The organism is Agromyces humatus, from assembly GCF_021228295.1.
GTDB classification, from domain to species: domain Bacteria; phylum Actinomycetota; class Actinomycetes; order Actinomycetales; family Microbacteriaceae; genus Agromyces; species Agromyces humatus.
Genome location: NZ_JAJQPD010000006.1, coordinates 68,475 through 86,612, shown reverse-complemented (window position 1 = coordinate 86,612; position 18,138 = coordinate 68,475). Strand labels below are relative to the sequence as shown.

Sequence of the window (18,138 nt, the reverse complement as noted above, 5' to 3'; positions counted from 1 at the left end):
GGCCGAGTGGGCTAAAGTGGAAGGTCGTCCCCGGATGTCCCTGGGACGATCATTCATCGAATCGAGGAGTCCGTCGTGCCCAGGGAACGCGGTCAGAAGGTCGTCGCGACCAACCGCAAGGCGCGGCATGATTACACGGTCGAGGACACCTACGAGGCGGGCATCGTGCTCACCGGCACCGAGGTGAAGTCGCTGCGCGAGGGGCGTGCGTCGCTCGTCGACGGGTACGCGTTCATCGACGGCGGCGAGATGTGGCTCGATGCGGTGCACATCCCCGAGTACACCGAGGGCACGTGGAACAACCACTCGCCGCGACGCAAGCGCAAGCTCCTGCTGCACAAGCACGAGATCGTGAAGATCAGCCACAAGACGAAAGAGGGCGGCTACACCCTCGTTCCGCTGCAGATCTACTTCGCCGACGGCCGCGCCAAGGTCGAGATCGCGGTTGCCAAGGGCAAGCGCGAGTACGACAAGCGTCAGGCATTGCGGGAGCGTCAGGACAAGCGCGAGGCCGACCGCGCCATCGCGAGCCGGCGCAACCTCGGCGACTGACGCTCGTCGGGTTCCGGGCTGCCTCCCAGCCGTCCCGTCGGATGTCGCGGGTAGGCTCGACGCGATGAAGACCTCGACCCGCATTCCCGTCCCGGGCACCTACAACTTCCGCGATGTCGGCGGAATGCCGGCGCGCAACGGCCGGGTTCGAAACGGTGTGCTGTACCGGTCCGACGGCCTCTATCGCCTCGGCGAGGCCGGCCGTGCCGTGTTGCGCGAGCGGGGTGTCGGCGTCATCATCGACCTGCGCGACGAGAACGAATTGCGGTACATGCCCGACGACCTCGACGGGCTCGACGTCGAGGTGCGCCACCTGCCGGTGTTCGAGGGCTCGGGTGCGTCGCAGGGTGCCGGCGGCATCTCGCTCGACGCGCTCTACGAGCGCATCGTGACGCAGCACAGGTCCGTCGTTGTGAGTGCCCTCCGTGAGATCGCGAGCGCGGGCGAGCGCTCCGTCGTCGTGCACTGCACCGCGGGCAAAGACCGCACCGGCGTGGTCGTCGCACTGACGCTCATGGCGGTCGGCGTCGAGCGTGATGCCGTCGTCGACGACTACGCGCGCACCGAGGGCAACCTCGCCGGCGAGTGGCTCGAAGAGATGGTCGCCCTCGTCGGTCGCTACGGCGTTCCCGATACTCCCGAGTTGCGCGTGCTCATGGGCGGCAGTCCTCGAGAGGCCATCGAGGGCATGCTCGACACGGTCGAGCGGGCCCACGGCAGCACGCGCGAGTACCTGCTCGCGGCGGGGCTGTCGCTCGCCGAACTCGGCGCGCTCGAGGCATTGCTGATCGACGCGGGCTGAATCGGCCGGCGAGCGCTGCTACTGCGGTTCCGCCGCGAACCGAGCCTCGACGGAAGCCTCGATCACGAGCTTCGCCGGAGCGAACTCCGTGACCGGCCCGGCGATATCGGCGGCGGCGCGCATCGCGAACATCCGCTCGCCGCCGCCACCGCCGGGCGGCACCGGCTGCGCTGTGAGGAGCCCCGTGTCGGCGAGCTCGACCGGCGACGGCGCCCCGAGGCCGAGGGCGGCCGCATAGACCTGCGCCTTCGACACGGCGTCGGCGACGGCCCCGCGCTGGGCGAGTTCCTGCACGCGTCGTCGCGTGCCGTCGGTCAGTCGCCAGTCGATGCCGCCCATCGTGACGGCATCGCCGATCGTGACCCGGCTCACCCATTCGCCGAGCTTCTCGAGATCGGTGAAGACGACCTCGACCTCGGCGCTCGTCTGGTGCACCAACGGCAACTGCTTCCCCTCGGCGTTCCACGGCCGATGCGACCAGACCCGGAGCTGCCCCGCCGACCAGGTGTCGAGCGCGCCCGACGCCTCGAGCTCGCGCACCTCGGCGATGAGCCGGTCGTGAGCCTCCGCGGTGCGCCCGACTGCGACGTCGCGGTCGGGCGCCGAGGCTCCGATCGACAGCGCGACCGCGCCCAGCTCGGGTTCGATGCGCTCCTCTGCGGTGCCACGCACGGCGATGACGGTTGCCACATCGACCTCCCGGGTCATCCGCTCGGAATCGTGGACGGGAATGGCGGAGCGGGCGCGCCTGTTCTAGACTGTAAGGCCGGGTGGTTCTCGACTCAACTTGCGCCGCCCGGGTTCGGGTTCTGCCCGTCCTGATAATTCCACAGCGTGCGACAACGGCCCGTCAGGGTGCTCGATCTCGGGCGCTCGGCGACACATGGGGATGATCGGTTTCGACATCGTCTGCGAACCCACGAGAAGCGGGCCGAGGATTCAGGGTTATCTCGTTAACGATCTCTGAAAAACAATAACTGCCAATAAGACGCAGTCTGACTTCGCCCTCGCTGCTTAAGCGAGTCCGATAGTCCGTCAGCCCGGGTCTGTTCCCGCCCCGGTCGCTGGCGTCATCTAGGGAACTGGCTGCGTGTCGTCGCCTGAGCGACACGTGGGACTTTCTTCAGGCTGGGCTCGTCGACTTGGGTGCCTGTGGCAAAGGTCGGAGCCGAGCAGAACGCTTGCACAGGATGCGCCCGGAGAAGGCGTGGAATCACAGCGATGGACGGGGGTTCAATTCCCCCCATCTCCACAGAATGCCAGTCGGAGCAACGCTCCGTCGGCTGAGCCGTTGTCGTACGACGTGGAACGAAGGCCGCCCCGATCGGGGCGGCCTTCGCCATGTCGAGGGCTGCCCGAGCGTCACGCCCGCCCGGCGTCTCCGAGGAGTGCGAGCACGACGTCGTGCAGCCGCCCGTTGGTGGCGAGCGAGCTGCCGTGCCACGGACCCGGTTCGCCGGTGATCGAGGTGAACCTGCCGCCCGCCTCTTCGACGATCGGCACCAGCGCCGCGAGGTCATAGGGCTTCACGTCGAACTCGCCGGTGATGTCGATGAGGCCTTCCGCGAGCAGCATGTACGACCAGAGGTCGCCGTAGGCGCGGTCGCGCCACACGTGTTCCGACAGGGTCAGGAGCTGATCGAGGTAGCCGGCATCGCGCCACTGCGCGAGGCTCTGGAAGCTCAACGCCGCGTCGGCCAGGTCGGACACGCCCGAGACGCGCAGGCGTCGTGCCCCCGGAGCTGCGCCCGACGGGACATCCGACCCTTCGGGGCTCTCGACGCTCTCACCGAGTTCGGCCGACGAGGCCGTCGTCCACGCGCCCATGCCGGTCGCCGCCCACCAGCGCCGTGCCATCGCGGGCGCCGAGGCGACACCCACGACGGGGACGCCGTCGATCGCGAGCGAGATGAGGCTGCCCCACACGGGTACGCCTCGAAGGAAGTTGGCCGTGCCGTCGATCGGGTCGATGATCCACTGCCGCGTGGAATCGCCCGCCGTGCCGAACTCCTCCCCGAGGATGCCGTCGCCGGGGCGCTCGGCCGCGAGCCGGTCGCGGATCACCCGTTCGACGGCGAGGTCGGCCTCGGTGACGAACGAGCGATCGGGCTTGGTGCGGATGTCGAGATCGACCGCGCGGAACTTCGACAGCGAGACGGCGTCGGCGAGATCGGCGAGTTCGAGGGCGAGGGCGAGGTCGTCGGCGAGCGGGCTCATGCCCTTCAGCGTACGCTGAGCGCTTGCCGCTCATCCGGGCCAGCCGTATCCGACGACGCCCCCGAGGTGTATCGTGCTGGCATCCCCGGCTGAGACCGGGCATGCAGAAGGCGAACCGACGGTGACGACCGATGCGTGGGGCGAGCGTGGCAGGGTGGCGCGCCTTTTCAGTGTGCTCCTGGGCGTGCTCGTCGCCGTGCTGCTCGCAAGCTCACCCTCGTTCGATGCCCCCGGTGCCGTCGCCCTCGTCGTCGAGCAGCGGGTGCTGCCCGGCGAGGCCGAACCGCTGAAGGGCGAAGGTCGCGACCTCAAGAAGGATGGTCGCGACCAGAAGGAGCATTCCCGCGACCATCGCGACATCGCGAGCGACGACGAGTCCGGAAGCCCCGATGCGGGCATCACCGTCGTCGCCTCGGCTGCCGCCGGCGCCGCGATCGGTCGAAGCCGGGTGCTGCGCACGGCTGTGCGCGCTCGGCCGGCACGCGGCCCCCCGGCCAGGTGATCGTCGCTCGCTCGCGAGCGACGGCGCGGGGTCGACCCTCAACCCCGAGGGACCCTCATGTCCCCCAAAACGAGGGTGATTCACTGTCGAAGCATTGACGCTCTGTCTTGGTGCGCCCTAAAAAAGGCATTGGTGAGGGACTCTCGACCCGACATGCCCTTGCTGGAGCACGACGACCCGCCGCGCCTCCGTCGATCAGTTGGTCACACGTCAGACCGATCTGGAGGCAGAGCAATGAAGCTATCCGCACCGTCGTATCCGGCACTCGCACTCGACGACGAACGCCCCGGCCGGCTCCGCCGGATCGCGATCGCCATGCTCACCGCCATCCTGTTGGTGGCGAGCATGCTTTCGCTCCAGGCGTTCGCCACGACGACTCCGGCGGCTGCGGTCACCGACGAAACCCCTGCGTTCGTCCTCAACCAGAACGACCTCGAGTTCATCCTCCGGCAGATCCAGATCTCCGAGGCGCACGCCGCCGGCAACCCGCTGCGCTGCGCCTCCGACACCGACCTGTCGGGCAAGTGCGTGAACGGCGACTCGCGCACCCTCGGTGTGCGCACCGTCGACGGATCCGAGAACAACCTGCTCGTCGGGCGGGCGGAGTTCGGTGCATCCGACAATGCGTTCCCGCGGCTGCTCACTCCCGAGTGGAGGCAGGCCGACCCGCAGCCCGCCGGTGCACCCGACCCGGGCGACACCTCGATGTGCGCCGACCCCGCGACGACCTGCTACGAGCAGACCGCCGGCGACCACATCGTCTACGACGCGCACCCGCGCACCGTCTCGAACCTCATCGTCGACCAGACCGTGAACAACCCGGCGGTCGTCAACCAGCTCGACGCGGGCACCGGAATCCGGGTCCCCGGCACCGACCGCGTGAACATCCTGAACACCGCGCCTGACGAGGGGCTCTCGGCGCCGTTCAACACGTTCATGGGCTTCTTCGGCCAGTTCTTCGACCACGGTCTCGACCTGGTCGACAAGGGCGGCAACGGAACGATGATCGTCCCGCTGCAGCCCGACGACCCGCTGTACGTCGAGGGGTCCGCCACGAACTTCCTGACCCTGACCCGTGCCGACCGCATCGAGGACGCGAACGGCGTTCCGACGACCGAGCACCACAACATCACGAGCCCGTTCATCGACCAGAACCAGACGTACACGTCGCACCCGTCGCACCAGGTGTTCCTACGCTGGTACAACGCCGACGCCACGTCGAACAACGGACTGTTGCTCGAGGGTGTGCTCGCCGGCGGCGAGCGCGGCGGTCTCGCGAGGTGGAACGACGTCAAGGCGCAGTCGAGCAGCGTGCTCGGCATCGAGCTCACCGACGCCGACGTGCTCGACGTGCCGCTGCTGCTGACCGACCAGTACGGGCACTTCGTCCCCGGTGCAGAACGCGGCCTCCCGCAGCTCGCCGTGGCCGACGCGACCGCGCCGAACGGCTTCGTCTGGGTCGAGGGAGACACGGCGAACCCGATCTCGACCGTCGATGCGCTCGGCATCGGCCACGCGTTCCTCGACGACATCGCGCACGGTGCAACGCCCGTGCTCGACGCCGACGGCAACCTCATCCCGCTGTACGACGAGAACGGCAACCCGATCACCCCGAACGACCCGCTGCTCACGGGCTACGACAACGTCGCGCTCGGTGAGCACTTCGTCGCGGGCGACGGGCGTGTCAACGAGAACATCGGCCTCACCGCGGTGCACCACGTGTTCCACGCGGAGCACAACCGCATGGTCGACCAGATCGAGTCGCTGCTGAGCGGCGCGATGCCACTGCTCGAGAGCACCGACCCCGACCTCGAAGGTCACACGATCGAGGAGTTCGCGAACGCGTTCCGCGGCGAGGCGCACGCCTACCCGTCGCTGAAGGCGGGTGAGGCGCTCCCGCAGCCTGAAGACGACGACTGGACATACGAGCAGCGGCTCTTCCAGGCGGCGAAGTTCGCGACCGAGATGCAGTACCAGCACCTCGTGTTCGAGGAGTTCGCGCGCAAGGTGCAGCCGGCGATCGACGAGGTCGTCTTCAACGAGAACAGCTACGACGCCTCGATCAACCCGGCGATCTTCGCAGAGTTCGCGCACGTCGTCTACCGCTTCGGCCACTCGATGATGACCGAGGAGATCGGTCGTGCACCGGTCGCGGGCGGAACCACGGACTTCACGGATGTCGCATTGCTCGACGGGTTCCTGAACCCCGACCTGTACGACCACGACGGCACCCTGACCCCCGAGGAGGCTGCGGGCTCGATCATCCAGGGCACGACGGCGATTCAGGGCAGCCAGATCGACGAGCACGTCGTCGACGTGCTGCGCAACAACCTGCTGGGCCTGCCGCTCGACCTGCCCACCCTCAACCTGCTGCGCGGCCGCGATGTCGGCGTTCCGCCACTCCAGGAGGCGCGTCGCACGTTCTTCGCGGCGAGCAACGAGCCCAGCCTACGGCCGTACACGAGCTGGTGGGACTTCGGTGCGAACATCAAGAACGGCGACAACTTCGGCCGAGGCGGCAGCAACGCGTCGCTCGTGAACTTCGTTGCGGCCTACGGCACGCACGACACGATCGAGGCTGCGGTCACGCTCGAGGAGAAGCGCAACGCCGCTGCCCTGCTCGTGAACGGCGCGCCGCTCGGCGAGGAGTTCATCCAGCGGTACGCGGGCAGCGACCGTTTCCACACGGCCGGGCTCGTCGCCGGACGGCACTTCGCAGCGCCGGTTCCGGTGGCGTACATCGTCGCGGGAATGAACTTCCCCGATGCACTCGCCGGTGGCCCGGTTGCCGCGAAGAACGGCGGGCCGATCCTGCTGGCCGGACCGGTCGACACGGGCGAGATCCCGCTCGCGACGCTGCAGGCACTGCTCACGCTGCAGCCTGAGCGGATCGTCGTGCTCGGCGGCCCCGGGGTCGTCGGACCGCGGACGATCACGGCGCTCAACCAGGTGTCCGTGACCGACGCTCCCGTGACGCGCATCTTCGGCGCCGACCGGTTCGCGACGGCAGCGAACATCGCGACGGCGGAGTTCACCTCGCCGGTCAACCGGGTGTTCATCGCCAACGGGCTGAACTTCCCCGACGCACTCGCGGGTGCCGCGGTCGCAGCACGCGACGGTTCGCCGATCCTGCTGGTTCGGCCCGGGTCGCTGCCCCCCACCACGGCCGCGGCGCTGAACGCGCTCGACCCGGAGGAGATCGTCGTACTCGGCCAGACGGGCGCGGTGTCGGCCGCCGTGGCGACACAGCTCGGCAACTTCACGACGGGTGACGTCGTGCGGGTCGGCGGCGCCGACCGGTACGCCACGGCACTGGCGATCAGCCAGCGGTTCTTCCCCGACGGAGCCGACCGGGTGTACGTCGCGACCGGGGCGAACTTCCCCGACGCGCTCGCCGGCAGCCCCGTCGCCGGGATCAACTCGGCTCCGCTGATCACTATCCCGCCGACCGGCCTCACGCCCGCGATCCGGGCCGAGCTCGCACGGCTCGCTCCGCAGTCGATCCACATCCTCGGCGGAACCGGCGTCGTCACTGCGGCGACCGAGCAGGCACTCGCGGAGTTCGCACCGGTGCAGCTGGAGCCGCCGGCCGACCGCGACGACTTCATGTTCTCGCGCGGCGCGTACGCCAACGTGGGCGGCGAGACGGTCACCGGTCTCGAAACCGTCGACTTCTGGATGGGCGGCCTTGCAGAGCGGCTCAACCCGTTCGGCGGCATGCTCGGCTCCACGTTCAACTTCGTGTTCGAGAAGCAGCTCGAGAACCTGCAGTTCGGTGACCGGTTCTACTACCTGTTCCGCAACCAGGGCCAGCAGCTGTTCGCCGCACTCGAGGGCAACACATTCTCGGACATGATCCAGCGGAACACGGATGCCTCGAATCTGCCGGCCGACATCTTCGCGCTGCACGACCCGATCCTCGACCTCGAGAACCTGCCGAACCCGCTTCCGGCCGGACTCATCCAGGAGGACGACGGCACGTGGCGCTGGGATGGCGACGAGCACCTCGAGCTCCACGCCACGCCGGGCGACGACCGCATCCGCGGTGATGAGGGCGACGACGCGCTCTGGGGCTATGACGGCAACGACGTCATCGAGGGCGGCGCCGGTAACGACGCGCTCGTCGGTGGGCTCGGCGACGACATCCTCACCGACGCGTTCGGCGACGACAACATCAAGGGCAAGCAGGGCAACGACGCGATCAACTCCGGTCCCGGCGTCGACCTGGCCATCGGTGGACTCGGCGACGACTTCATGATGGGCGGCGACATCGAGAACACGGTGTTCGCCGGCATGGGTGACGACGTCTACCTCGGAACGACGGGCCGCTCGTTCGTCTTCGGCGGCGAGCAGAACGACTGGATCGAGGGCTCGAGTCATGCCGACCTGCTGCAGGGCGACAATGCCGACCAGTTCCAGAACGACACGCTCGGCGGCAACGATGTCGTCATCGGCGGGTTCGGCAACGACGACATCGAAGGCGAGGGCGGCGACGACATCCTCGTCGGCAAGGCCGTCGGCACCGATCGTCACCTGGGCAACCTCGGGTGGGACTGGCTGACCTACTACGGTGAGCCGGGCAACGCAGTGGCGGACTTCTCGATCGACTTCGTCTTCCAGCACAACAACCCGCTCCTGTCGCGGTTCCACCACCTCGAGGCACTCTCGGGCGGTCAGGGCAACGACACGCTGCGCGGTGCGTTCAAGGCTCCGGACGACTTGGCCGAGAGCGAGATCCCGCTCACGAAGGCCACCGAGGAGAGCCTGATGCTCATCGACGGTCTGACGGCGCTGCTGCGGCCGGCCGGCGCACCGTTCGACTACGCGGCGCCCTTCCTGCGGGGCACTCCTGAGAGCGACACCGACGGCGTCCACGAGCTCATCATCGGCGGCGTCGGCAGCGACCTCGTCGAGGGCCGGGGAGGCAACGACTTCCTCGACGGCGACGCGATGCTGCGGGTGCAGCTCGTGCATACCCCGACCGGTGAACTCTTCGACAGTGCCGCCCAGGTGCAGGCGAGGGTGTTCTCGGGTGAGATCAACCCGGGCGACCTCGACATCGTCCGTGAGATCGTCATCGACGAGACCGACGCGGCCGCATCGAGCGACACGGCGTTCTACAACAACCCGGCGGAGGCGTACGAGATCACGGCGCTCCCCGACGGGTACTGGCAGATCGCCCACACGCTCGTCGCCGAAGCCGAGGAGTCCGACGGCACCGACGTGATCCGTGGCTTCGAGGTGCTGCAGTTCGCCGACGGGTGCGCGACGATCAACGCTGCAGGCGACGGCTGGGATGAGTGCGAGGTCACGGCTGAGCTCGCGCTCTCGACCGACAGCCCGATGGAGGACGAGTCGCTCACCGCGACGCTCGTCGCACCGGGAACGACCGACCCGATCGACCTCACCGGCCTCACCAACGCCACGTACACGTGGTGGGCAGGCGAGGGCGAGGGTGGCGTGATCAGCGAGTGGGAGCAGCTGACCTCGGTCGCGGTCCCGGCGGGTCAGCCGATCAGCCCGGTGACGTTCACGCCAGGTGATTCGGCGGTCGGGTTCGTCCTGCGAGCGACGGTCACCTACCAGGACGCGACCGGCGTCACCCACATCGCGACGTCGCAACCGACGACGAACGCCGTGGGCAACGTCAACGATGTGCCGACCGCTCCGGTGATCATCGTGTCGCCGAGCGGCCTGCTCACCGTGCAGGCACCGCTCGACGGCGACGGGTTCAACGAGGACGATCCCGGATTCACCTACCAGTGGTTCCGTGATGGCGTCGCGATCGACGGGGCGACCAACTCCACCTACACGCCGGTGGCAGCAGACGCCGGGACGGCGATCACCGTCCAGGTCACCTACACCGACCTGTTCGGCACCGTGGAGAGCCCGACGTCGGCAGCGTACTCGCCGCCGGTCTGATGATCGGGTGAGTCATCGGGGTGCGGGGTCTGCGTTGCAGGCCCCGCACTCCGCTTCCCCGGTATATGGTCGGCGCAGCGCAGAGAGGCGCCGTGTCGAGACGTCGAAAGGGTGTCCCATGAAGACCCGAACCCGCCCGCAGGCCGCCCCACCGGCCGCGAGGCCCGATCGACCGCACCGCTGGGTGCGCATCGGGGTGCCCGTCGTGCTCACGCTCGCCTGGATCGTCGTCTTCCTCGTCGGCGGGCGCATGTTCAGCCAGCTCGGCGAGCTCTCCACGAACGATCGGGTGCAGTTCCTGCCCGCAAGTGCCGAGTCGACGCGGGTGAACGAGCTGCAGCGCGAGTTCGCCCTCGAAGGCGTGACGTACGCGGTCGTCGTCTTCGAGCGCGAGACGCCCATCGATGATGCGACCGAACTCGCTCTCGAACGGGCGGTCACCCGGCTGCCGGCGATCGATGGCGTCCGCTCGTTCAACGCGACGCCCATGATCGTCTCCGACGACGGCTTGGCTGCCGAGCTCGTGATCCCCGTCGCCTCGGCCGGCGAGATCGACGAGTCCGTCGCCGGGTTGCGCGCGGGGCTGCTGGCCCTCGTGCCCGAGGACACGGCGGTCTACGTCACCGGACCGGCGGGATTCGCGAGCGACATCATCACCGCGTTCCAGGGCATCGACGGGCTGCTGCTGCTCGTCGCCCTCGCCGCCGTGCTGCTCGTGCTCATCATCGTGTACCGGTCGGTCATGTTGCCGATCATCGTGCTCGTGACCAGTCTCTCGGCCTTGTGCGGCGCGGTGCTCGTCGTCTCAGCCCTGGCTCGCAGCGGGGTCATCCTGCTCGCCGGTCAGACGCAGGGCATTCTGCTGATCCTGGTCGTCGGGGCGACGACCAACTACGCACTGCTCTACGTATCGCGCTACACCGAGGCGCTCGCGCGACGCGATTCGCGGTGGGATGCGACGCTCGAAGCGCTCAAGGGTTCGTGGCAGCCGATCCTCGCGTCGGGCGCGACCGTGATCGTCGCGCTCATGGTGCTGCTCTTCAGCCAACTCGATTCGAACCGCACGCTCGGTCCGGTCGCCGCGATCGGCATCGTGTTCGCGCTGCTCGCGGCGTTCACGCTGCTTCCGGTGCTGCTCTTGTGGGCTGGTCGCGCCGCATTCTGGCCACGACACCTGAAATCCGTCGCCACCGACCCGACGCATGCCGACGTGCTCGAGGGAGTGGGCGTCTGGGCGCGACTGGCACGGACCATCGCCCGCCGACCGCGCGCGGTCTGGGTCGTCGCGACGCTCCTGCTCGCGGTCATGGCGCTCGGCCTGACCCAGCTACGCGCCGACGGATCGCCGTCGAGCGAGTACGTGCTCGGCGAGTCGCAGGCGCGTGACGGGCTGCACGTAATCGCCGAACACTTCCCCGCAGGTGCCGGCACGCCCGCGATCGTGGTGTCGGACGTCGACACGATGCTCGAGGCCACGGCGACCGCGCTCGAGGTCGACGGGGTGGACTCGGTGCGCATCGCGACGCTCGGAGGGCCGACACCGATCACCCCAGAGGGGGTTCAACCGTTCGCCGAGGGCGCGGGCATCGCCCTCGCACCGATCGTCGTCGACGACCGGGTGCTGCTCGAAATGACGCTCACGTCGGCGGCCGACACGACGGATGCCGAGGCGAGTGTGATGGAGCTGAGGTCGGCGCTCGATGCCCTGAGCAGCGACATCCTCGTGGGCGGCCAGACCGCGATCGACGTCGATGGCAACGAGGCTGCCATCGCCGATCGTACGCTCATCATCCCGCTCGTGCTCGTCGCGATCCTCGTCGTGCTCATGGTGCTGCTGCGCGCTGTCGTCGCACCGCTGATCCTGATCGGCAGCGTCGCCCTCTCCTACGCGGCCGCGCTCGGTTTCTCGGCCGTGATCTTCAACACGGTGTTCGGGTTCGGCGGAGCAGACCCCACGGTGCCCCTGTTCGCATTCGTCTTCCTCGTCGCGCTCGGGGTCGACTACAACATCTTCCTGATGACGCGCGCTCGCGAGGAGGCGTTCGCGCATGGAACTCGACGTGGGTTGCTGCGCGCCCTCGTGTTGACCGGGGGCGTGATCACCTCGGCGGGCATCGTGCTCGCAGCGACCTTCGCCGCCCTGGGTGTGTTGCCGCTGCTCTTCCTGACTCAGATCGCGTTCATCGTGGCGTTCGGCGTGCTCCTCGACACGTTCGTAGTTCGCACGCTGCTCGTGCCTGCACTGGCGTACGACATCGGGCCGGGGATCTGGTGGCCCGGCGCGCTCTCGCGTGACGCGTCTCGCGAAGCCGAAACGGACCTCGTTGTCCGGTAGTTGAGCGAACCTCACATTGTCCCCCAGTACGGGGGGAATTTGGTTTCTGCATCTTGAGCATGACTCGATAACGGGGTTAGAACTGGCGCAGTGGCCGGTTTCATGCGCCGACCATTGCGGGATCCCGGCAGCGACGTCGGGGCACCGGGTGGGTTCATTCCGGCGGATCCGTCAGGGCCGCCACGTCTCAAGGAGCGCCCCGTGAGTACTCGAACTGCCCTACCAGCCGCTGACGGTCTGCGTGACCCGAGGCGACTGTGGCTCGTGGCGATCGCCATGATCACCGCGATCGCAACCCTCCTGATCGGCAACCTGACGTCGCCATCGAGCGCACCACCGGCGTTCGCCGCCACCGACGACGATCCGGCCTTCGTGCTCACCCAGAACGACCTGGAGTTCATCCTCCGACAGATCCAGGTCTCGGAGTCGCACGCGGCCGGCAACGCGATCCTGTGCGCGCCGACGCCCGCCGAACCGCGCAAGTGCGCGGCGACGGACTCGAAGCCCACGGGCCTTCGCACCGTCTCCGGCGAAGAGAACAACATCAACCCGAACCTCGCAGGCAGCCAGTTCGGCGCCGCCGACGTCGCGTTCCCGCGGCTCGTCCCGGCGTACTGGCGACAGGCCGACCCGGCGGTCGCATCCCTGGGATTCCCGGCCAACACCCCGGCGCAGACCGCGATGTGCGCAGCCGGCACGACCTGCTACCAGCAGACCGACGGCGTCGTCTACGACTCCGACCCCCGAACGGTGAGCAACCTCGTCGTCGACCAGAACATGACCAACCCCGCGATCCAAGACGCGGTCGCAGAGGGATTCGCATCCGAGGTTCCCGGAATCGACGGCCGCGTGGTCACGCCGAACACCGCCCCCGATGAGGGACTTTCGGCGCCGTTCAACACCTTCATGGGCTTCTTCGGGCAGTTCTTCGACCACGGCCTCGACCTCGTCGGCAAGGGCGGGAACGGCACGATCGTCGTGCCCCTGCAGCCCGATGACCCACTGTTCGTCGCGGGCTCGCCGACGAACTTCATCACCCTCTCGCGGGCGACGCGGGTCGAAAACGCGGCGGGCAACCCGACGACCGAGACCAAGAACATCACGAGCCCGTTCATCGACCAGAACCAGACCTACGCGTCGCACCCGTCGCACCAGGTGTTCCTGCGTGCGTACACGCTCGTCGGCGGCGAACCGCAGGCGACCGGTCACCTGATCGAGGGCGTCACGGGCGGCATGGCCCAGTGGCGCGATGTGAAGGCGCAAGCCAATGACGTCCTCGGCATCCAGCTCACCGACGCCGACCTGCTCGACATCCCGCTGCTGGCGACCGACGCGTACGGCAACTTCATCCCCGGCGCGAACGGCTACCCGCAGTTCGTGGTGGCCGACGCTGCAGGCGTCACGTCGCTGGTGCCCGCCGGCCCGGGCGGAGTCGCGGTACCCGACAACGCCGTCGGCACGGGGCACGCGTTCCTCGACGACATCGCGCACGGCTCGACTCCCGTCGTCGACGCGAACGGCAACCTGCTGCCGCGGTTCGACGCGAACGGCGACCCCATTCTCGACGGCAACGGCCAGCCGGTGCTCACGGGTTACGACAATGCGACGCTCGACGAGCACTTCATGGCCGGTGACGGCCGTGTCAACGAGAACATCGGCCTGACGGCGGTTCACGCGGTCTTCCACGCCGAGCACAACCGCATGGTCGGTCAGATCGAGGACGTGCTCAACGGCCTGCGGCCCGAGTTGCTCAACCCCGAGTCGGCGGCCGACGACGGTGTGCGTCAGGCGTTCAGCGACGCCTTCCACGGACTGCCGCACAACTACACCGTCGACGCGAAGGCGGGCCATGAGCTGCCACAGCCCGAGGCCGACGACTGGACGTACGAGCAGCGACTCTTCCAGGCGGCGAAGTTCGCGACTGAGATGCAGTACCAGCACCTCGTGTTCGAGGAGTTCGCTCGCAAGCTCGCCCCCGTGGGTGAGATCGTCGGAAACGAGAACGGCTACAACAACTCGCTCGACCCGGCGATCTTCGCCGAGTTCGCGCACACGGTGTACCGGTTCGGCCACTCGATGATGACCGACACGATCGGACGCACCGCGGTCGACGCGACGACGAGCGGTGCTCCGCCGACGCAGTTCCAGGATGTCCCATTGCTCGAGGGATTCCTGAATCCCGGGCTGTACGACAACGGCGGCACGGTGCCGGCCGAAGAGGCAGCCGGTTCGCTCATCAACGGCATGACCGCGGCGAGGGGCAGCCAGATCGACCAGCACGTGGTCGACACGCTGCGCAACAACCTGCTCGGTCTGCCGCTCGACCTGCCGTCGCTCAACCTGATGCGTGGCCGCGACACCGGCGTGCCGCCGCTGCAGGAGGTGCGCCAGACGCTCTTCGAGCGCACCGGCAACGCAGTGCTCGAACCGTACGCCGACTGGAGGGACTTCGGAGCGAACATCAAGAACGGAGACAACTTCGGTCGTTCGACGAGCACGGCGTCGCTCATCAACTTCGTGGCGGCGTACGGCACGCACCCGACGATCATCGCGGCCGACACGATCGACGAGAAGCGCAATGCGGCGTCGCTGATCGTGGACGGCCAGCTGCAGGGCGAGGACTTCTTCGCTCGACTCGCCGGTGCGAACCGGTTCGAGACGGCGGCGAGGATCAGCTTCGACACCTTCCCGACCCCGCCCGCCGACGGACCGGGGATCCCGGTCGCCTACATCACCAACGGCCTCAACTTCCCCGACGCCCTCGCGGGCGGCGTGGCAGCGGCGGCCGAGGGCGGACCGATCCTGCTCACCAACGCGAACACTCCGGGTGAGATCGGAGCAGCCACGGCCGGCGAGCTCATCCGCCTGCGTCCGCAGCGCATCGTCGTGCTCGGCGGTACGGGAGCGGTGTCGACGGCTTCGCTCACCGCGCTCGCCAACTACACCGACGGCCAGGTCGTACGCATCGGCGGATCCGACCGGTTCGCGACGGCGGCGCAGATCGCCCAGGGATTCGCGGCCCCAGGCGTTTCGCGGGTGTTCATCGCCAACGGCCTGAACTACGCGGACGCGCTTGCGGCATCCGCCGTAGGGGCACGCGACGGATCGCCGATCCTGCTCGCCACCCCGACCACGCTCCCGCAGGCCACGAGGAACGCGCTTGCGGCGCTCGATCCTGCACAGATCGTGATCGTCGGCGGCACCGGTGCCGTCAGTTCGGGAGTCGCGAACGCGCTCACGGCGTACGGTCCGGTCACGCGGGTCGCGGGTGCCGACCGGTATGCGACCGCGGTCGCGATCAGCCAACGGTTCTTCACCTCGGCTGAGCGCGTCTACATCGCGACCGGCACCAACTTCCCCGACGCCCTCGCGGGCGGCGTGGCGGCTGGGCTGAACAACGCACCGCTGCTGCTCGTTCCGAGTGGCGCGGTGCCGGCTTCGGTCATGAACGAGATCGCGCGACTCGGGGCCACGCAGATCCGCGTGCTCGGTGGCACGGGTGCCGTGTCGTCGGCCATCGAGGCGCAGTTGTTCAACGCGTTCGCGCCGCCATCCCCGGTGGTTCCGGCCGACCGGTTCGCGTTCATGGACGGGACCGGCGCGTGGGCGGATGTCGCGGGTGAGACGGTCACCGGCCTCGAGGACGTCGAGTTCTGGATCGGCGGACTGGCGGAGCGGCTGCAGCCCTTCCAATCGATGCTGGGGTCGACGTTCGAATACGTCTTCACGACGCAGCTCGAGAACCTGCAGTTCGCAGACCGGTTCTACTACCTGTTCCGCAACCCGGGCCAGCAGTTGTTCTCGGCACTCGAGGGCAACACGTTCTCCGACATGATCCAGCGCAACACCGACGCGTCGAACCTCCCGGCCGACATCTTCTCGGTCGCCGACGAGGTGTTCGACATCGACGCGCTGCCGAACCCGTTGCCCGACGCCCTCGAGGCCACGGCGACATCGATGCGATGGTTCGGTCCCGAGCACGTCGAGTTCCACGGCAACGACGCAGCGAACAACCTGCGCGGTGACGAGGGCGACGACGCGATCTGGGGTTACGGCGGCAACGACCGGATCGAGGGCGGCGCCGGAGCCGACTCGCTCGTCGGCGGCACCGGCGATGACATCATCACCGATATCCAGGGCGATGAGAACATCAAGGGCAAGCAGGGCAACGACGTCATCAGCACCGGCAACGGATTCGACCTGGCGATCGGAGGCCTCGGTGACGACTTCATCACCAACGGCTCCGACGAGAAGGGCGTGTTCGGCGGTCTGGGCGACGACATCGTGCTCGGCACCGACGGCCGGCTCGTGGTCCAGGGCAACGAGGGCAATGACTGGCTCGAGAGCGGCATCCACGGCGACCTGATGCAGGGCGACAACGCCGACCAGCAGCAGAACGACACCCTCGGCGGTGACGATGTCGTGCTCGCGGGCGGCAACATCGACGATGTCGAAGGCGAGGGCGGCGATGACATCATCGTCGGTCGCGAGTCGGGCACCACCCGGTTCCTCGGCAACCTCGGCTACGACTGGGTCTCGTTCTACGGCGAAACCGTGAACATGGACATCGATCTGTCGATCTTCCTCGAGCAGACCGGTGAGGACCCGCAGCGCGACCGCTACGACCAGCTCGAGGCGGTCTCGGGCGGCGCCGGCAACGACACGATCCTCGGCACGCTCGTGGACGGCGACATCCTGCAACCTGAGGATGCGATCTTCCACAAGCTCTCGCAGCGTGCGCTGGATCTGGTCGACGGCTTCGAGGCGCTGCTTCGTCCGGCCGGTGCCGACTACTCGGCGCCGTTCCTGCCGGCCGATCCGTTCAACCCGCTCGAGCCGCAGTTGACGAACCAGGTCATGCTCGGTGGCGCGGGCAGCGACGTGATCAACGGTCGCGGCGGTTCCGACTTCATCGACGGCGACTCGGTGCTGCAGGTTCAGCTCGGGTACCTCGACGAGCGGTTCAACAGTGCCACTGAGATCTCGGCCCGGATGCTCTCGGGTGAGATCAACCCCGGTGCGGTCGACATCTTCCGCTCGATCGTGAACGCCGCCGGTGCGACCGACGTCGACTCCGCGCAGTACGTCGGCGACGTGCTCGACTACTCGATCACGAACCTCGGTGGAGGGTACTGGCGGGTCGAACCGCTCGATCCGGCCAACCCGCCGCTGATCGTCAGCCCGATCGATCCCGAGACGATCTTCCCCGAGGACGGCTTCGATGTGCTCGTCAACGTCGAGCAACTGCTGTTCGCCAACGGAGGATGCCTCGACATCACGGGTGACGAGCCGGTCTCGTGCGTACCGGCCGGCGAGGTCGCGCTCACGCTCACCGACCCGATCACGGTGCCGACCGAGGGCGAGCCCGTCACCGCGACGGTCACGCTGCCCGACGGAGTGACCCCGGTCGGAGATCTCCAGTTCAGCTGGCAGACCTCGGCCGTGGCCACTGGGCCTTGGGCACTGGCGGTCGACGCCAACGGCCCGGTCGGTCCCGACGTGCCGGGTGAGCTCGTGTCGACGTACGAGCCGAGTACGGATGCGGCCGATCCGTTGAACACCGACGTCGGAAAGTTCATCCGGGTGGTCGTCCAGTACCAGGTGCTGGTCGGCGGAGTCCTCGAGAGTCGAACGATCGTGGGAGCACCACTGCCTGATCCGGTGGCGGCCGCCCCGGCTCCCTAGGATCGGCGCAGCCGAATCCGGTGGGACCGGCTCTTCCGAGCCGGTCCCACCGGCGTGCAGACCGGCCCTTCCCGAGCGGTTCGCGATCCGCGACCTCGATTCGCGCACCGCCCGTTCTCCTGA

8 protein-coding genes and 1 other RNA gene are annotated in these 18,138 nt (G+C 68.2%); 7 read left to right on the top strand and 2 right to left on the bottom strand.

All coding sequences use genetic code 11. The annotated features are described in order from the left end of the window. Nucleotides 1-75 precede the first annotated feature (75 nt). Nucleotides 76-552, top strand: coding sequence for an SsrA-binding protein SmpB (gene smpB, locus LSF15_RS11465; protein ID WP_232498672.1), 477 nt, complete (start codon nucleotides 76-78; stop codon nucleotides 550-552). 64 nt (nucleotides 553-616) lie between these two features. Further along, a complete protein-coding gene (locus LSF15_RS11460) occupies nucleotides 617-1,354 on the top strand; it encodes a tyrosine-protein phosphatase (RefSeq protein WP_232498671.1) in 738 nt (245 codons plus the stop codon). An 18-nt stretch (nucleotides 1,355-1,372) separates the two neighbouring features. Here LSF15_RS11460 and LSF15_RS11455 read toward each other — a convergent pair whose 3' ends face one another. Beyond that, nucleotides 1,373-2,062: an SIMPL domain-containing protein gene (locus LSF15_RS11455; RefSeq protein WP_232498670.1), complete on the bottom strand. Its 690-nt coding sequence runs from the start codon at nucleotides 2,060-2,062 to the stop codon at nucleotides 1,373-1,375. Between the two features lie 177 nt (nucleotides 2,063-2,239). Here LSF15_RS11455 and ssrA point away from each other — a divergent pair. Continuing rightward, nucleotides 2,240-2,609: a transfer-messenger RNA gene (gene ssrA, locus LSF15_RS11450) on the top strand. 107 nt (nucleotides 2,610-2,716) lie between these two features. Here the strand turns inward: ssrA and LSF15_RS11445 are convergent. Continuing rightward, nucleotides 2,717-3,571 (bottom strand): inositol monophosphatase family protein, encoded by an 855-nt coding sequence (locus tag LSF15_RS11445; RefSeq protein WP_232498669.1) that lies wholly within the window; start codon nucleotides 3,569-3,571, stop codon nucleotides 2,717-2,719. Between the two features lie 121 nt (nucleotides 3,572-3,692). Between LSF15_RS11445 and LSF15_RS11440 the strand changes: the two genes are divergently transcribed. From LSF15_RS11440 to LSF15_RS11425, 4 genes are all read left to right on the top strand, one after another. Continuing rightward, a complete protein-coding gene (locus tag LSF15_RS11440) occupies nucleotides 3,693-4,073 on the top strand; it encodes a hypothetical protein (protein ID WP_232498668.1) in 381 nt (126 codons plus the stop codon). Nucleotides 4,074-4,307: 234 nt separating this feature from the next. Continuing rightward, nucleotides 4,308-9,995, top strand: a complete 5,688-nt coding sequence (locus tag LSF15_RS11435; RefSeq protein WP_232498667.1) for a cell wall-binding repeat-containing protein — start codon at nucleotides 4,308-4,310, stop codon at nucleotides 9,993-9,995. A 118-nt stretch (nucleotides 9,996-10,113) separates the two neighbouring features. Then, nucleotides 10,114-12,330 (top strand): MMPL family transporter, encoded by a 2,217-nt coding sequence (locus LSF15_RS11430; protein WP_232498666.1) that lies wholly within the window; start codon nucleotides 10,114-10,116, stop codon nucleotides 12,328-12,330. A 201-nt stretch (nucleotides 12,331-12,531) separates the two neighbouring features. After that, entirely contained in the window at nucleotides 12,532-18,015 is a 5,484-nt protein-coding gene (locus tag LSF15_RS11425; RefSeq protein WP_232498665.1) for a cell wall-binding repeat-containing protein, read from the top strand. Nucleotides 18,016-18,138: the final 123 nt, after the last annotated feature.

What these genes read in the sequence shown, in the direction of transcription:
- LSF15_RS11460 (WP_232498671.1), top strand. Translation starts at nt 617, where the DNA reads ATGAAGACCTCGACCCGCATTCCCGTCCCGGGCACCTACAACTTCCGC.
- LSF15_RS11455 (WP_232498670.1), bottom strand. Translation starts at nt 2,062, where the DNA reads ATGACCCGGGAGGTCGATGTGGCAACCGTCATCGCCGTGCGTGGCACC.
- LSF15_RS11445 (WP_232498669.1), bottom strand. Translation starts at nt 3,571, where the DNA reads ATGAGCCCGCTCGCCGACGACCTCGCCCTCGCCCTCGAACTCGCCGAT.
- LSF15_RS11435 (WP_232498667.1), top strand. Translation starts at nt 4,308, where the DNA reads ATGAAGCTATCCGCACCGTCGTATCCGGCACTCGCACTCGACGACGAA.
- LSF15_RS11430 (WP_232498666.1), top strand. Translation starts at nt 10,114, where the DNA reads ATGAAGACCCGAACCCGCCCGCAGGCCGCCCCACCGGCCGCGAGGCCC.